Origin of the sequence: Micromonospora sp. NBC_01412 (genome assembly GCF_045040215.1) — a bacterium.
GTDB classification, from domain to species: Bacteria; Actinomycetota; Actinomycetes; order Mycobacteriales; family Micromonosporaceae; genus Micromonospora; species Micromonospora rubida.
The window spans coordinates 7,690,605-7,706,792 of sequence record NZ_CP109528.1; the positions used below are offsets into that span (position 1 = coordinate 7,690,605).

General features: G+C 74.4%; 9 protein-coding genes and 1 pseudogene. 7 read left to right on the top strand and 3 right to left on the bottom strand.

All coding sequences use genetic code 11. The features are described from left to right. The first annotated feature begins 84 nt into the window (after positions 1-84). The gene (locus OG617_RS33245) at positions 85-975 is read left to right on the top strand and encodes a methyltransferase (protein WP_405104043.1); all 891 of its coding nucleotides are present in this window, start codon (positions 85-87) and stop codon (positions 973-975) included. Here OG617_RS33245 and OG617_RS33250 read toward each other — a convergent pair. Beyond that, positions 868-3,738 (bottom strand): annotated as a pseudogene (locus OG617_RS33250) (AAA family ATPase); the annotation flags it as partial. The gene OG617_RS33245 and the pseudogene OG617_RS33250 overlap by 108 nt on opposite strands. A gap of 193 nt (positions 3,739-3,931) precedes the next feature. On the opposite strand from OG617_RS33250, the gene OG617_RS33255 reads away from it, so the two are divergent. The 6 genes from OG617_RS33255 to OG617_RS33280 all read left to right on the top strand — a co-directional run bounded on the left by OG617_RS33255 (position 3,932) and on the right by OG617_RS33280 (position 14,398). Then, entirely contained in the window at positions 3,932-4,120 is a 189-nt protein-coding gene (locus OG617_RS33255) for a thiazolylpeptide-type bacteriocin (RefSeq protein ID WP_405097001.1), read from the top strand. A 148-nt stretch (positions 4,121-4,268) separates the two neighbouring features. After that, on the top strand, positions 4,269-7,187 hold the full coding sequence (locus OG617_RS33260) for a lantibiotic dehydratase (protein WP_405097003.1): 2,919 nt from the start codon (positions 4,269-4,271) through the stop codon (positions 7,185-7,187). Continuing rightward, the gene (locus tag OG617_RS33265; protein WP_405097005.1) at positions 7,180-8,331 is read left to right on the top strand and encodes a hypothetical protein; all 1,152 of its coding nucleotides are present in this window, start codon (positions 7,180-7,182) and stop codon (positions 8,329-8,331) included. Before OG617_RS33260 ends, OG617_RS33265 begins: the two co-directional genes overlap by 8 nt. A gap of 5 nt (positions 8,332-8,336) precedes the next feature. Next, positions 8,337-11,090: a TOMM precursor leader peptide-binding protein gene (locus OG617_RS33270; protein WP_405097007.1), complete on the top strand. Its 2,754-nt coding sequence runs from the start codon at positions 8,337-8,339 to the stop codon at positions 11,088-11,090. A gap of 65 nt (positions 11,091-11,155) precedes the next feature. Beyond that, entirely contained in the window at positions 11,156-13,054 is a 1,899-nt protein-coding gene (locus OG617_RS33275; RefSeq protein WP_405097009.1) for a thiopeptide-type bacteriocin biosynthesis protein, read from the top strand. A 783-nt stretch (positions 13,055-13,837) separates the two neighbouring features. After that, positions 13,838-14,398, top strand: coding sequence for an RICIN domain-containing protein (locus OG617_RS33280; protein WP_405097011.1), 561 nt, complete (start codon positions 13,838-13,840; stop codon positions 14,396-14,398). 302 nt (positions 14,399-14,700) lie between these two features. Here the strand turns inward: OG617_RS33280 and OG617_RS33285 are convergent, their stop codons facing one another. Then, positions 14,701-14,940, bottom strand: a complete 240-nt coding sequence (locus OG617_RS33285; RefSeq protein ID WP_405097013.1) for a hypothetical protein — start codon at positions 14,938-14,940, stop codon at positions 14,701-14,703. A 2-nt stretch (positions 14,941-14,942) separates the two neighbouring features. Continuing rightward, positions 14,943-16,151: a helix-turn-helix domain-containing protein gene (locus OG617_RS33290; RefSeq protein WP_405097015.1), complete on the bottom strand. Its 1,209-nt coding sequence runs from the start codon at positions 16,149-16,151 to the stop codon at positions 14,943-14,945. Between the last annotated feature and the right edge of the window lie 37 nt (positions 16,152-16,188).

Sequence of the window (16,188 nt, forward strand, 5' to 3'; positions counted from 1 at the left end):
CGCGAGCCCGACGGCACGTACCGCGTCACGCCACTCGGACGGCTGCTGCGGCGCGACACCGGTTCGCTGCACGGTCAGGCCCTGATGGCGGGCGACGAGTACTACGGCGCCTGGCAGGAACTGGACCACTGCCTGCTCACCGGCGAGTCGGCGTTCCACGCCCGACACGGATGCGGGCTGTGGGAGATGGCGGCGGGGAAGCCGGATCTCGCCGCCGGTTTCGCCCGCACCATGCGGTGGAACTCCACCCGGGCTCTGTCCGAGGTCCTCGCGCTCTACGACTTCACCGCCGCGCGGCTCGTGGTGGACCTGGGGGCGGGCGACGCCACGTTGCTGTGCGGTGTCCTGGCCCGCTACCCGAAGGCCCGAGGGCTCGCCGTCGAACAGGGCTCGATGGCGGCCCACGCCGCAGCGACCGTGCGGGAGGCCGGCCTGGACCAGCGGTGTGCCGTGCAGACCGGCGACATCCGTCGGGCGGTGCCGAGCGGTGGTGACGTCTACATCCTCAAGTCGGTCATCCACAACCGGCCGGACGCCGCCGCCGTGGACATCCTGCGCACCGTCCGGGACGCCATGCCGGCCGGCAGCCAACTACTCCTGGTCGAGAAGGCCCACGACAGCGCCGACCCGCAGGCGGCGCTACGGGATCTGACGATGATGGTGCTCTTCGCCAGCCAGGACCGCACGCCCGCCGAGTACCGCGCGCTGCTCACCTGGGCCGGCTTCACGCCTTCCGCACCGCGACAGGGCAGCTCCGGCATGTGCCTGATCCCCGCCGCCGCCGACAGCGCCCGCCGCGAACCGGGCGACCAGCCCCGCCCGGGAGGTGACCCCGGTCTTGCGGAACACCCGGGTCAGGTGCGACTCGACGGTCTTGACGGTCACGAACAAGCGGTCCGCGACCTCCGCGTTGCCCGCACCGGAGGAAATCAGCGTGACGATCTCCCACTCACGCCGGGTCAGCCCGAGCCGTAGGTGCGGTTCGTTGTCGGCGAGCCGTCCGGCCAGGCCACCGATCCGCCGTTGCGCGTCGACGGCGGCCCGCAGCAGTGGCCGCGAACCGGTCGTCTCGGCGATCCGACGGGCCTCGGCGATCTGCACCTCGGCCGGCTTCCACGCCCGGCCGTCGCCGAGCGCCCGGGCCAGCACCAGCCGGGCCGCCGCCTCCGCCGGCCGCCAGCCGAGCCCGGCGAAGGTGTCGACCGCCGCGCCGGCCAGCCGCGACGCGACGCCGGCACCGGCCTCCGGATCGGCGGCTCCCGCCGGGCAGAACCCCGCCGTCCGCGTCAGCCGCTGGCCCCCCTCGGGCGGCCCGGCCGGATCCACGGCGCGCTGGTCGGGCACCGCCCGGCCGGCTCGCGGCCGGTCCTGCGCCGGCGCCGACTCCTGCCCGGCCAGCAGGTGGCGGGCCTGAGCCAACCGGACGTACGCCAACTGTCCGGCCAGGCCCTGCTCCGCGGCGAGCCGGGCGGCCTTCGCGAGCCAGCGGGCCGCGGCGTCGGGCCGGCCGTCGGCGGCGGCGACGTCGGCGAGCAGGCTCGCCCAGTACGGTCTCGCGCCCGCCCCGACCTGCCCGAGATCGGGCCCACCGTAGGCCTTGACGAGCGACGCCTCCAGCGAGTTCAGGTCCCCGGACTCGTACCGCAGGCGCAGCGCGAGGCGCCGGGCGATCCGGCTGAACAGGTCGCCGGCGGGTTCCCGGGCCAGTCGCCGGGCCCCCTCCACAACCGCACGGGCGGCCTGCGGCCCGTCACGTTCCGCGACGGCGACCGCCCGGAGGCTCTCCGCGAACAGGGCCAGTGTCGGCATGCCGAGTGCGGTGCCCCCACGGGCCGCCTCGACCGCCGCCGCCTCCGCCTGGTCGAATCTCCCCTGGCGGCTGAGCAGTTGGCAGCGGCCGGCGAGCAGGTACGGCACGATCGGCGCGTTTCCCGCCTGGCCGGCGATCCGCAGCGCCCGGTCGAAGTGACGTGCCGCGTCCCGGTCCCGTTCCAGCAGCAGTTCCGTCCAGGCGAACAGCCCGAGCAGGTTGAGCTGGGCGGCCAGCGCACCGTCCGGCAGCGCGTCCAACCGCACCGTGATCTCACTTAGCCCGGGCAGCACCGCCGGAATCCCGCCCGCGTACGCGGCGCCGAACGCCTCGGCGACGCGTACCGCGAGGGTCAGCTGCGGATCCGGCGCGGCGCGGTCGACCAGTGCCCGAGCCCGCTCGGAAGGCAGCCGTACGTCGGGCGCGGCGCGCAGCACCCCGCAGACGACCGCCTCCACCGCCAGCGGAACGGCGACCTCGGCCGCGACGCCGGTACTCAGCCGGGACAGTTCCAGGTCGGCCAGCGCCGACGCCTCGTCGGGGTGACCGAGGACGCGGTCCAGTTCGACGCGGGTGAGCGCCAGCCGGGCCCGGTACCCGTCGCCGGCCGGACGCAGCGCCAGCCGCTGCAACAGGTGGCGGCCTTCGGCGAGCCTGCCGTCCATGATGTAGGTGCGGGCGAGGGCCAGGTCGACGTCCAGGCGCAGCGGATCGCTCTCCGGAATCAGCCGGCTGGCCGCGACGAGCCAGTTCATCGCCCGGACCGGGGCGGTCGCCATGATCGGCTCTGCCGCGCCCAGCAGCACCCGCACCGCCGAGGTGTCGCCGGGCTGGGCGCTGCGGGCGACGTGTCCGGCGTAGACCACGGGCGGGTGCTGGCGGCGGCTCAACTCGTCGGCGACGGCCGCGTGCAGGCGCCGCCGCCGGCCCGGCGGGACCGCCTGGTAGACGGCCGCGCGCGCCACGGGATGCCGGAACCGCAGCCGTACGTCGTCGACCGGTCCGCTGCGGAGCAGGTCCCGCCGCACCAGCCGGTCCAGCACGTCGGCGCAACGCGACGGCTCGATACCGGCGATGCTGGCGGCGAGCGTCTCGTCGAACTCCGCGCCGGAGACGGCGGCGACGTCGATGACCGCACGTTCCTCGGCGGTCAGGTGGGCCAGTTCCGCGACGTAGGGCACCGCCGGGCCGGTCGGTGCGGTCTCGGACGGGTACCCGTCCGCGTCCGGACGCAGCGACGTGCGGAGGGCGAGTGCGTAGCCCGGATTGCCCTGGCTCCGCTCGTGCAGCCGCTCGGCGTCCGGTCCTGCGGCGAGCCCGGTCAGCGCCTGGATCTCACCGACCGACAGCGGGCCGAGTTCCAGGCGCTCGTGCCCGACGGCGACGCTGTCGAGGCAGGCGGCGAGCTGGGGGGTGCACTGTCGGGGCCGGTAGGCCAGCACCACGACGGTGGCCGACGGCGGATCGCGCAGCAACCGACCGAGCAGGGCGAGGGACTGCGGGTCGGCCCAGTGGGTGTCGTCGAAGAGCAACGCGCGTGGGCCGCCGCCGACGGGGTGGAGCCGGTCGAGCCCTGCCAGCACCAGCCGGTGGAGGTGGTTCGGCTCCCCCGCTCCGACGTCGGTCAGCGTGCCCTCTGGTATTCCGACCCGGCGCAGGATCGGACGGAACAGGCCGTACGGCTGGGCCCGCTGCGTCTCGGCTCCGGCACAGGCGATCGCGGGCACGCCGTCGGCCCGGGCCCGTCCGTTGAGGTACGTGAGCAGGCGGGTCTTGCCGCTACCCGGCTCGCCCGCGAACTCCAGCAGGATGCTGGCTCCGCGCCGGGCCCCGGCAAGGGCATCCGTCCAGCCCTGGGACTGGGCGTCCCGGCCGAGCGGGGTCGGCGGGAAATCGGCCGGCCCGGATCTCGCGACGAGCGCCTGCACCGCTGCACCTCCCGCGCGTCGGCCGCCGCGACGCCGCTCTTCTTCGATCGGCAGCCGGCATCCGCCGGACGGCCATCGATCGGTCGGACGGCCGGGCGCAGTCAGGGTATCTCAGGGTTTTCCCCACTGTCGGCTGTGCTGCTAATCAGGACACTGCTTTTCGACAAGATCCTCTTGCGTGGAAAGGAGCGCCATGTCGGAGAAGGCAGCCACCCTGGCCGATCTCGAAGACCTGAACCTGGCCGACCTCGAGATGTCCGACCTGGAGGTGCACGCCGTGCGCGACGCGGTTGCCCTGCCGGAGACCGGCGCCTCGGCGAGCACCTCGGTCGTCTGGGAGTGGTTGGGCTACTCGTCGTGCGCCGCCCAGGTCCTCCAGTAGTCGGATCGGGCCAGCACTGACCGGTGGGGGCCGGCGGCACCGGACACCACCCGTGCCGCCGGCCCTCACCGGCGCCACCGCCGCGCTCGGCCGCGACCGGCGCGGCGCGTCCCGTGCCGACCGCCGACCTCCCGCCGGGAAGGGAACCGTGACAATCACCAGCCAGCGCCGCGACACACCACTGCGACCCGCCCCGTCCGGCCAGGTCGCGGGGGAGGTCGAGATCGCGCCGTACGTGCTGGTCCGGCTGGCCGCCGTCGGGCAGCCGGCGGCCGGGGCAGCCGGCCGGCGACTACGCCACCTTCAGGACCGGCTCGTCGACCGGCTGACCGAGTGCCGCGCCCTCGCCCCCGGGCTGACCGACGAGCTGTACCGGATCGGCGGGCAGTCCCCGGCGGCGTACCGTCGCTCCGTCCTGCTGCCGCTGCGCCGCGACGTCCACAACGGGCGGTCGCCCGAGGCCGATGTCCTCGCCCGGCTCGACGATCTGCCCGACCGGTTGCCGGCGCTGGACCGGTGGCTGGCCGGCCGCGCCGAGATCGACCGGTTGACCGACGCCGTCCACGCGGGATCGGAACCGGCGCTGGCCGTGGACCGCGCCGCGCTCGCCGCGCTCTGCGGCACCGAGCCGATCGGCCGCGCGGTGGCGCTGACCAGCCCCGATCTGCTGGCGGCGATGCGCCGGACCGCCGAGCACGGCGGCGCACCGGATGCCCGCGGCCGTAAGTCCGAGCCGACCGTGCTGCGGTACGCGCTGCGGGCGACCACCAGGACCAGCCCGCTGTCCTGGTTCACCATCGTGGGCTGGGGCCGCTGGCCGGCCGACCCGCTGGCACCCCCGACCGGCGACCCGACACCCGTCGGCGGGGTGGCCCTCCCGGCCGGGGCGGAACCGGTGCCGGGTCTGGACCTCTCGGCGGCGGGGACGCCGGTGGCGGTGACCCGCCCACCGGCCGGCCTGACCGCCAGCCTCTTCCTCGCCGGGAACACCCGCCCGGAGCGGGCGTGGCGCACCCCGCACCGGCTGGCGCCGGGCACCCGACTGCACGACGGGCACGTCGTGTTCTACCGCGAGCATCCGGCCACCGGCGTGGACGGCACGCCGGTGATCCGGGAGGAGCGGGTCCGGATACCGCTGCGGCCCGGCCTGGCCGCCGTCGTCCGGGTACTGCGCGCGGCCCCCGGCGGCTACCCGCCGGAGCAGCTCGTCGCGGCGCTCACTCGGCGCTCCGGCCAGCCCACCCGCGACGGGCCGCCCGCGCCGGACCCCGGCCGGGCCCCGGCGGCTGATCAGCTCGCCCGACGCCTGATCGGCCAGCTCTGCGCCGAGCGGCTGCTCATCCCGGTGCCGCCGACCACCGAACACGATCCGGGGGCGTTGGCCGCAGTCGCCGGCTGGCTCGGCGACACCGGCACACCCGCCGTCGCCGACCGGGTACGGCAGCTCGACCGGGACATCCGGTCGTTGGCGGACGTGGCCGCCGCCCCGCGCGGCCCGCTGCTGCGGCGGATCAGCGCCGGCTGGCAGGAGGCGCTCCGCGACCTGGACGCCGCAGCGCCGCCCCAGGCACCGGCCACCGAGGACGTCGTGCTGCCCGGTCCGGTACGGCTGACCCGGCGGCCGGCGGACCGCGCCGACCTGACCGCGCTGACCGGCCTGGCGCTGCTCTTCGACACCGACCAGGTGCTGCGCCGGCTGTTGCGGCACCGGTACGTCGAACGGTACGGCCCCGGCGCGCGCTGCGTGGACCTCGGCGAGTTCTTCGCCGAGGTCAGTGCCGGCCTGGGCGAGCTGCCGGCGGTGGCCGCCGACGGGTCCCTGACCGGTGGGCCGGTGGGCCTGGTCCCCGAGCTGGCCGGGCTGGCCCGGCTCCGGCAGGAGGTGACCCGGGCAGTACGGGCCGGCGACGACGGTGCCGGCGCGGAGACCGTCATCCCCGCCGCGCTGGCCGCCGACGCGTTCGCCGCGCTGCCCGGCTGGTTGCGCGCCAGGCCCGTCTCGTACGCCTTCTTCGGGCAGCCCGACCCCGACGGAACGCTGCACCTGAACCACATCTACGGCGGCTGGGGCCGGTTCACCAGCCGTTTCCTCGACCTCTTCGCCGACCCCGGGATGCGTACGGCGGTCGCCACGCAGCTACGCCGGATGCTGCCTGGCCGGGTGGCCCAGTTCCGGCCCGTGCACGGCTTCAACGCCAACCTGCATCCGCTGCTGATCGGTGCGGAGATCAGTGACGACCCCCGGCTGGGCGGGCTCGACCTCGCCGCGATCGAGCTGGTCCACGACCTGGCCAGCGACCAGGTCCGGCTGCTCGACCCGGCCACCGGCGAGCTGCTCGACGTGCTGTACCTCGGCTTCCTCGCCCCGCCGGCGCTACCGGCCCGGGTGGCCGCGCTGCTCGGGGACCTCGGCACCGGTGAGGTCGACCTCGGCCACCTGGCCGCGACCGCAACGGTGTCGGGCCCGGGCGGCGAGGCGACGATCCGCAACCGGCTGCGCTGCGGCCGGGTCGTCGTCGCCCGCCGGAGCTGGCGGTTCGACGCCGGTGCCGAGGAGCTGTTGCGGGCCGGCCACCCGCCGGGCACCGGGTCCGCCCCGGGTGACCAGGTCGTCGCCGCCGCCGAGCTGCGGGCCGCCTGGGGCCTGCCGGATCAGGTGTTCCTGAACCAGGGCGTTCCTCGTCCGGGCGGCCAGCCACCACAGCCCACCTCGGGACCGCGGCCCGGCCGGGAACCGGTGAACCGGACGGTGGCCGGGCTGCGCCAGGCGATGACCCGGCCCAAGCCACAGTTCGCCGACCTGGCCAGCCCGCTGCACCTGCGCTGCCTGCCGCGCTGGCTCGGCCGGATCACCGGCCCGCTGGTGGTCGAGGAGGCGCTGCCCGGCCCGGCCGGCCACGACCGCCCGCACCGGGTCGCCGAGCTGGTCATCGAGACGTACCTCCCGGCGCTCTCCGGTGCCGGGGCGGGAGCCGGTGCCGGGCCGGTCGATCCGCGACCCGGCCGGGACGATCCGGCCGTGCCCCCCACCGCACCGACGAACCGAGTCGAGTCACACCATGGCTGAGCCGAACACCTCAACGGTGCCGGACGCCGCTCCCACCGGGCCGACGTCGAGCACCGATGTCACCTGCTACTACCACGACGACGTCAAGGCCCCGCTGCTGCGCGCCGCGATCCTGCCGGTCGCCGACCGGCTGCGCGACGCCGGGCTCACCGTCCACCTGGAACGGCACTGGCTGCACGGCCCACACGTACGGCTGAGCCTGCGCGGCGCGGACGCGCTGCGGGCCGAGGCCGCAGCCGACGCCGCCGAGCGGCTGCGCGGTCATCTGGTGACGGTCCCCTCCCGGACCGGCCTGGACGTGGCGCAGTTGCTGCGCCGCTCCGAGGCGGCCGGCCGGGCCGAGCTCGTGCCACCGCCGTACGACCCGATCCATCCGGACAACACGGTGCTGGTGACCGAGGGCGACCGGAGTTCGCTCGCCGCGCTGCTCGGCACGCCCGGCGCGGTCGGGTGCCGCGCCGATGTCCTCGCCGAAGGGCTGCACCCGATCCGGGTATCCCTCGACGAGCTGGCCCGGGTCGGCGACGCCCCGGCCGCCCGGGTGGGGGTCGTGGTCACCGCGATGGCCGCGCACGCGGACACCTGGCCGGGCCGGCTGCTGTCGGGGTACCACACCTTCCTGTCCCACCTGGAGGACTTCCTCTTCGGCGAGCGGGACGCCGTGCTGCGCCCGCGCTTCGCCGCCTTCGCGAGCCGGGCCGGCGACCGCTACCAGCGCCTGGTCCGCCAGGCGGCCACCCCGGACACCGACGATCCGGTGGCGGTGGCGTGGCGGGCCTGGAGCGCGGCGTCGTGGCGGATCGCCGAACGGGCGTACGACGCCGGTGCGCTCAGCGGGATGCTCTCCACCGAGTTCCGGCGCCGGTCCACCTCGTTCGACGAGGCCACCGCGATCCGGTGGGACCTCGGCCAACGCGGGGCGAGCGCGTACCACCGGGCGCTGGAGGAGTCGGGCTTCCAGCGGATCGCGGCGACCCGGGACTTCCAGGTGTACCGGTTCTGCACGAACATGCTCTACCAGTTGCTGGCGCTCTGCGATGTCGCGCCGCTGGAGCGGTACCTCGGGGCCCACCTGCTCGCCGAGGCGACCCAGCAGATCCACGGCGTCCCGTGGCAGGACGCGCTCGTGGCCCGCGACGGGTGACGCCGGTGGGTGGAACGGGTGTGGTGACCCTGCGGCCGGGCAGCACGGTCCGGCCGGTCGAGGGCGGGCTGTTCCTGGGCGGCTGGCGGTCCAGCGCGCTGGTCACCGCTCCGCCGGTCGCCGGTGAGCTGTGGCGGCGGCTGGAGCCGCTGGTACGCGAGGGCATCGATCCGGAGGCCGCCACCGCCGGCAGGTCCCCCCGGACCGCCGCGGCGGTGCGCTGGCTGTTCGGCCTGCTCGCCGAACACGACCTGCTGGTCGATGCCCGGCTGCCGTTGGACGGGCATCCGCTGGCCGCGTACCTGGCCGGGGTGGCCGGGGATCCGGCCGGCGCGCTGGCGGCAGTACGGCAGGCCACCGTGGCGGTCACCGGCGACCCCGCTCGGGTGCCGGCGGTACGCGCGGCGCTCTCCGCGTCCGGCGTGGCGGTCACCGGCGTCGCCGGTCCCGACGCCGATCTGACGGTGCTGATCCGCACCGGGACCGGGGACGATCCACCGAACGGCGGCCACGAGGTGCTGCCGGTGACCGTCCGGACGGACGGTGCACTGATCGGCCCGCCGGGACGGCGCACTCCCACCGGCCCCGGCCCCGGCCTACCGGCGGAGCGCATCCGGGTGGACCGCGTACCTGCGGAGCGCGTGCCGGTGCCGCCGGGACCGGAGGACCGGCTGCTGCCGTACCTGGTGGCGCACGAGGTGGTGCGCACCCTCGGCGGGCTCGCCGACGGCACGGCGCTGCTCCTGCGCGACGGTGCTGTCCGTCGCGTCGGAACGCCGGCGGACGGTGCCGACGGAGCCGACGGCCGGAGCGGCGTCGACCGCCACCTGCCCGACCGGTCGCACCCGGTCGACGTCTCGGTGCTGGTCCGGGGGGACGACGGCCCGCTGGTCGAGGCGGTCCGGGCGGCTGTTCCGACCCGGTCCACCAGCCCGCCACACCGCCGGCCGGCCCGGGGCGTGGTCGTCGGCGCGGCACCGGACTGGCCGGTGGCCCGGCACCTCGCCGAGCAGCGCGCCGCCCACGCGACCGGGGCTGCGTACCTTCCGGTGCGGGCGCGCGGGACCTCGATCGAGATCGGCCCGCTGAGCCGACCCGACACCGCCGACGACGCCTGTTTCCAGTGCGCCGACGGCCGGCACCGGGCCACCCTCGACACGGGGGACCTACGCGGCAGTGGCACCGCCGCCGCGCTGGTCGCGGACGGCCGGCCGCTGCCGCTGCCGCCGTACTGGCAGCGACTCGTCGGAGCACTGGCCGCCGGGCAGCTCACCAACGACATCGATCCGCGAACGGTCAGCGTGCTGGCCGTGCGAGACGGCTCGGTCACCCGCCACCTGGTCCGGCCGGTGCCGGACTGCCCGGCCTGCGCGGCGCTGCCGCCCGACTCCGCCGCCGCCGCCCGGGTCGTCCTGCGTCCACGCCCGCAACAGGCACCGCACCGGCTCCGGATCCGCCGTGGGACACCGGACCTCGCCGACCTGCGCACCGAACTGGTCGACTTCCGGTACGGGCCGGTCACCCGGGTCCACTCCGAGCAGGAGGGTCCGGTGGCGCTCGCGGCGGCCGAGTTGCCGGTGCCGGGCCGCTCCGGCCGGCTCGGCGGCTACGGCCGCGCCGCCGACCACCCGACCGCACAGGCGCTGGCGCTGATCGAGGCGGTGGAGCGGGAGGCCGGCCGGTATCCACAGGGCCGCCGGACCACGGTGCTGGGCAGCTACCGGGAGGTGGCCGCCGACGCCGTCGACCCGGCTCGGCTGGGCCTGCCGGAGCCGGACGCCGTGCGGCACCCGGACTACCCGCTGGACCCGTACACGCCGGAGACGGTCACCTCCTGGGTGTGGGCCCACGACCTGGGCGGTGACCGGCAGGTCCTGGTGCCCGAGCACGCCGCGTACCACGGGGTACACAGGCCTGGGGCGGGCCGGTTCCTGTTCGAGAGTTCGAGCGGCTGCGCGGTCGGGAGCTGCCTGGAGGAAGCGGTCCTGCACGCCTGCCTGGAGACGATCGAGCGGGATGCCTTCCTGCTCACCTGGTACACCGGAGCGCCGCCGGCCGCCCTGACGATGCCGCCGGACGTCGACCCGGTCACCCGGCACCTCGTTGACCGGATCGCGGCCGAGGGGTACACCCTGCGCCTGTTCGACATCACCAGCGACATCGGCGTACCGGTGATCTGGGCGCTGCTGACCGCGGACCGGGCCGACGACACCGCCCGGGGCGCGACCTTCTCGGCGGCCGGCGCGCACCCCGATCCGCGACGGGCCGTCGCGGCGGCGGTCCTGGAGGCCGGCGTCAACATGGCGGTCGCGCCCAGGATGCCCCGCCCGCCCCGGCACCGGCTGCTCGCCATGCTCGACGATCCCGACGAGGTGCGGGACCTGGCGGACCACGCCGCCCTGCACCTGCTCCCCGAGACCCTGCCCCGCTTCGACTTCGCAACCCGGCCGGCGGACGGTGGCCCGCGACCGTTCGAGGAGCATTTCGCGGGCTGGCGGGATCGTTGGCACCATCCGGACCTGACCCAGGTGCTGCGCCGGTTGGTCGCCGCGATGGTCGCCGCCGGGACGCCGCCGCTGGTGGTGGAGCAGACCGGCGCGGCGGAACGCCGTTTGGGGCTCGCCGCCGTGAAGGTGCTCGCCCCCGGCGCCCTGCCGATGACCTTCGGGCACCGCAACCGGCGGGTGGACCTGCCCCGGTTGCGGCGACGATCCGGCACCGATCCCGGTCGCCCGACGCTGCCCCATCCGTTCCCGTAGCCGCCCGCCCGGCAGCCACACACCCGTCCCGGTACGTGATCCGTACGGTCAGAGGAGTCACCACGATGAGTCGCTGGTCCGCGCTGCACGCCTACCTGCACGGCGGCTCCGCACACACCGAGACGGTGCTGCGGGAGTACGTCGTGCCGACCACCGGCGAACTGCTCGACCGGGGCGAGATCTCCTCCTGGTTCTTCGTCCGCTACTGGGAGGGCGGCCCGCACCTGCGCTGGCGGGTCGCCGATGCCACCACGGCGACGATGCGGCGGCTGCGCGACGGGCTCACCGAGGCGGTGGCCGCGCTGCCACCACCGGCCGGGGAACTGCGGCCGGCCGACTGGTACGCCCGGTTCGGGACGGCCGGGACGGCCGGCGGGGCGGGTGGGCCGGACCTCGGCTGGCACCCGCACGGCACTGTGCTCGACCAGCCGTACCACCCGGAGGTGGACCGGTACGGCGGGCCGGAGGCGATCGGGGCGGCCGAGGAGTTGTTCGCCGCGTCCAGCCGGGTCGCCGCCACTCTGCTCGACGCGACGCCCGCCCGACGCCGCTCGACCACGGTGGACCTGCTCTTCGGCTTCCTCGCCGCCAGCGGTCTCACCGCGCCCGAGGTGGTGCGCTTCCTGCGGGGCTACGCCAACGGGTGGACCCTGGTGCCGGAGTCACACGGCCAGGACCTCGGCCTGGCCCTGATCGCGGCGGAACGCGACTACCACGCCAACCCAGCCGCGTACGCCGAGCGGCGCCGGCTGATCGACGACATCGTCACCGGCCGACGCGGCGCCACCACCTCGGTCAACTTCTGGGCCGACGCGGTCACCGGGTACGCCGCGACGCTGCGGGCGCTCCAGGGACAGGGCCGGTTGCGCGGCACGGTCGCCGGCATTCTGGCGTCGCAGCTGCACATGCTGCACAACCGCCTCGGGCTGAGCATCCCGGCCGAATGCCACCTGGCCTGGCTGGTGTCGTTCGCGTACGCCGAGCCGTCCGCGTACGCCGGGCCGGCCCAGCCGCCGGACTTCCACCCCGACACCCTCGACGCGGCGGACCGGGGCTACCACGAGCGGTCGAAGTTCGTCCGGGCCCGGTGGCCGGAGCAGCATCCGCGACCGGTCGAGCCGGTCCGGGCCGACCCGGGCGCGCCGGTCGGGGCGGCAACGCTGGCTTTGCCCGAGCCGACTCCGGGCGCGCTCGGCGACGCCTCGCTGGCCGAGGTGCTGCTCGCCCGGCGGACCCGGTACGACTTCGGCCCGGATGGGCTGGACGCGGCGGAGCTGGGCCGGTTGCTGCGCTACGCGGCCGGCGAGACCGCGCCGGACCGGGACGCGCCGTCGGACGGGGACGCGCCGTCGGACGGGGACGCGCCGTCGGACGGGGACGCGCCGTCGGACGGGGACGACCCACCGGAGGGCGGCGGTTCGCGACTGCTGGCGTACCCGAGTCCGGGCGGCCTGGTGACCACCCGGCTGGTGGTGCTGCCCCGCCGGGTCACGGGCGTGCCGGCCGCGCTCTACCGGTACCTGCCGGAGCGGCACGGCCTCCAGCGGGTGGCGGCCGATCCGGGTGCCGCGCGGCTGGCCCGGATCGCGCCCCAGTTCGCCCCGCCCGGCACGCCACCTGGAACCGGCGACACCGGTGGAAATGGCGAGCCCGGCGGGCCGGCCGGCACCGGCGGACCCGGCGGGCTCGACGTCGAGGCGGTGGCGCTCTGGCTGTTCGTGGTGGCCGACCTGGACCGGGTGCGGACCCGGTACGGACTGCGCGGCTACCGTTTCGCCGCCATCGAGACCGGCCACCTCGCGCAGAACCTGCTGCTCGCCGCGACCGCCGCAGGGCTCTCCGCCGCCCCGGTCGGCGGCTTCTACGACGACGAACTGAACCACCTGCTGCTGCTCGACGGCCTCACCTCAACCACCTTCTACGCCATCGCACTAGCTCGATCTGTTCAACCCGCTGCGGGGTGACAGCGTCGCCGCGCCACCGGCCACCAGCCGAACAACAGCACCGAGAGAACGAAGACCTCGAATAGCCCGAGGCCACGACACTCAGGGTTGAAGATCACGCCGGGCCGCATCCTAAATGGGCGGGTCGACGGCAAATGGCATGGCAAGAGAACTTGGTCTACCGCTTGCGAGGAGTCGCTGTGGATTCACTGGCCACACACTCAGACACGATCAACCTTACGCAGGGTGGATATGACGAACACTTGCGGCGAGCGTTATGGTCATGTTACTTTTCGCCTACCGAGAAGTTGGTGATTATCAATCGGTAGGCAAAAACGTCTCGAACCTCCGAAAGGATCTTATGAGACCGAGGTGAACAAACAGTGCTCGCGGCTGCTCCCCGACGACGGACCATCCGGCAGTGGGAGCAGATCCCCGGCCCGTACGCCGGATACGGCCGACCACGGAACCTCGTCAGGCACAGCCATGAATGCCTCGACGTCCGCGATGAAAGAGACTGACCAGCGGCGGGTGCGCGCCCAGTGAGCCAGGCAGACTACGCAGGCATCGACCGGGGATCTTGCGCCTGGGGCTACGTGTTCCGGGATGCGCATATCTAATCCGGCACGGCCGGGTTTCCATTGCCATCATTCCCCTCGGCCGCCACCTCGCCGGAGGTTTCATCGACTCCACCGCACCTGCGACCCGAATGCTGACCGCGCCGGCGAAACACACGGAAACGCAACCATTCCTGTTCGTCAGTGGCCTCGCGCCACATCCTAGGCATGCCTCTAGAGGAGCATCATGTTCAACTTCAGACAGAGCCTGTCCGCCACCCTTATGGCCGTCCTCGCCGCGGCCACCGGCGTGGTCGCCGGATCGGCGCCGACGTCCGCGGCACCGGCGTCCACGATCGGGCCGATGTTCTCCACCACGACCATCGTCAACCGCGCGACGATCGTGGTCGGCAACACTCCGATGTGCCTGGACGTGCCCGGCGGTTCCACCTCGAACCAGTTGCAGGTCCAGCAGTACAACTGCAATGGCGGCACCAACCAACAGTGGGAGTACATCCCGGGCTCGACCGCCGGTTACGGCCAGCTACGCAACGTCGCCAGCCAGAAGTGCCTGGATGTCCGCGACACGAGCAGTGCCGCCGGCGCGGTCGTCCAGCAGTACATCTGCATGAACGTGCCGAACCAGCAGTGGCTCTACGACTCGTCCAGCGGATACCTGATGGCCATGCACAGCGGCGGGTGCGCAGCCGTGTACGCCTTGGTGTACAAGTCAAAGGCGCACCAGGAGGTCTGCGGTGGCGGCAGCGCCCCGTACCCCATCTTCACGCGGTGGAACGCCAGCATCTAGTGCCGCCGTTAACCGTGTAATCCGTCGGTTCTGAGGACGTGTCGGGCAGGCCGCCTCCCCGCCGTTGTCGGCGTGGGAGGTGGTGTCTGGTGGGTAGGGTGTGATCCACGCCTTCAACGATCGGGGGTTCGACGCACCGGCCCAAAACGGGTGCGAGGGCGCACCGAGACGGACCGATGAACAGACCCGAGAAAAGGATCTGCGTCATCGCCCGGTGCGACCCCGCTTCCTCGGCCGCCCCTTCCGACGGCCTCTTCGTCCCGAACTGGCGGCGGGCGGGTCGGATCGGGTGTCGTGCGAGGTCATCCGGTCTGCTGGGGGTCGTTCGGGTCGGGTGTGGTCGGCTGGGTTGCTGTACTCCACAGCTGTACTTGCTTGGCTGCGTGCAGGACGTCATGGGCGGCGGCGGCCACCGGGCAGTTTGCCGTCCGGCAGATCGGGCAGCGGCCGTCGGGTCGGGGTTGGTGGTCGCGGAGGACCCAGCGGGCGGTGAGGATCAGCCGGTTGCGGATCTGGGCCAGGGAGAGGAACGGCGCGGTCATCCTCAGCCGATCCCGAGGGTGGCGGCGAGGTGGATGAGCGTCGTCGGGGCGCGCGGGTCCCGGGTTACCTGGGCGAGCACGTCCCGGACGGCTGGTCGGTGGCGGATCTCGGCCGGCGCAACGCGGTCGGCCTCCATCAGTGCCCGGCCGGCACTGATCGGGTCGTCGGTCTGGAGGTACGCGCGGGCGGCGTCGATCAGGTGCGCGGCGCGATGTTCGGCGGGCAGCCACCGCCAGCCGTCCCGGGTGGTCGCTTTCTCGTGCCAGGCCACGGCGTCCCCGCCGTAGCCCAGCTCTACCGCTGCGGCGACCCGGGCCAACTCCACCGCCGTCGGCCCGAACCCGGTGCGGTGGTGGTCATGCCCGTCGCCGACTCGGGCGGCCAGGGCGGCGGCCTCGTCGAGCAGCTCGGCCACCGCCGCGTCGTCGCCGTGACGGGCGGCGGCCAACGCCGCCTGGAGGAGCAGTGTCCCGCACAGGGACAACTCCGGGGGTAGGCCGAACTCGATCACCGGTGGGGCGATCCGGTAGGCGGCGGCCAGCATCGCCGACTTCGCCACCCGCACCTGCCCCGACGCGCGCAGCACCTGGCCGAGCTGCGCCGCTGCGGCGGCCACCAGCACTCGGTCACCCGTGGCTGCGATCATCGCCCGGTCGACAGCAAGCCACGCCAGGTCCGGGGCACCCAGCTTGACCAACAGCGAGGCGGTGATCCGGTACGCCTCCACCAGCGGCATCCGACCCGCCGCCGGGTCAGTGGCGTGGGTGCGCTCCACGTCGGCCAGCAGATCCGGCAGCAGGTCGACCAGGCGTGGGTAGCGTGCGTGCTGAAAGGTCGTCCAGGCGTGCGCGACCTGGCGGGCCATCTGGACTGCCGGCAGCACTGGCCGGCTGCCTGCGGGTCTGCCGAGGGGAATCTCGTACCGGGACAGCGCCGCCCGGATCCGCTCGACCTCTGCGGTCCGCTCGATCACCGCGGCGGGCTGGACGTCCCGACCGAGCAGCACCGCAGTGTCGATGCGCAGGACGGTGGCGACCTCCTGGAGGGTCGACACCTTGTCCAGAGAGCGGACACCGCGCTCGACCTTGTCCACCCAGCTCTTCGACTTGCCCAACCGGTCGGCGAACACCTGCTGCGACAGCTTCCGCCGCCCCCGCCAGTACGCCACCCGCCGCCCGACCGGCAGAACCTCTGGTGGGGTGGAGGTCATCTGGCCCACCCAAGGAACCGGTGGTAGAGCGTTCCGG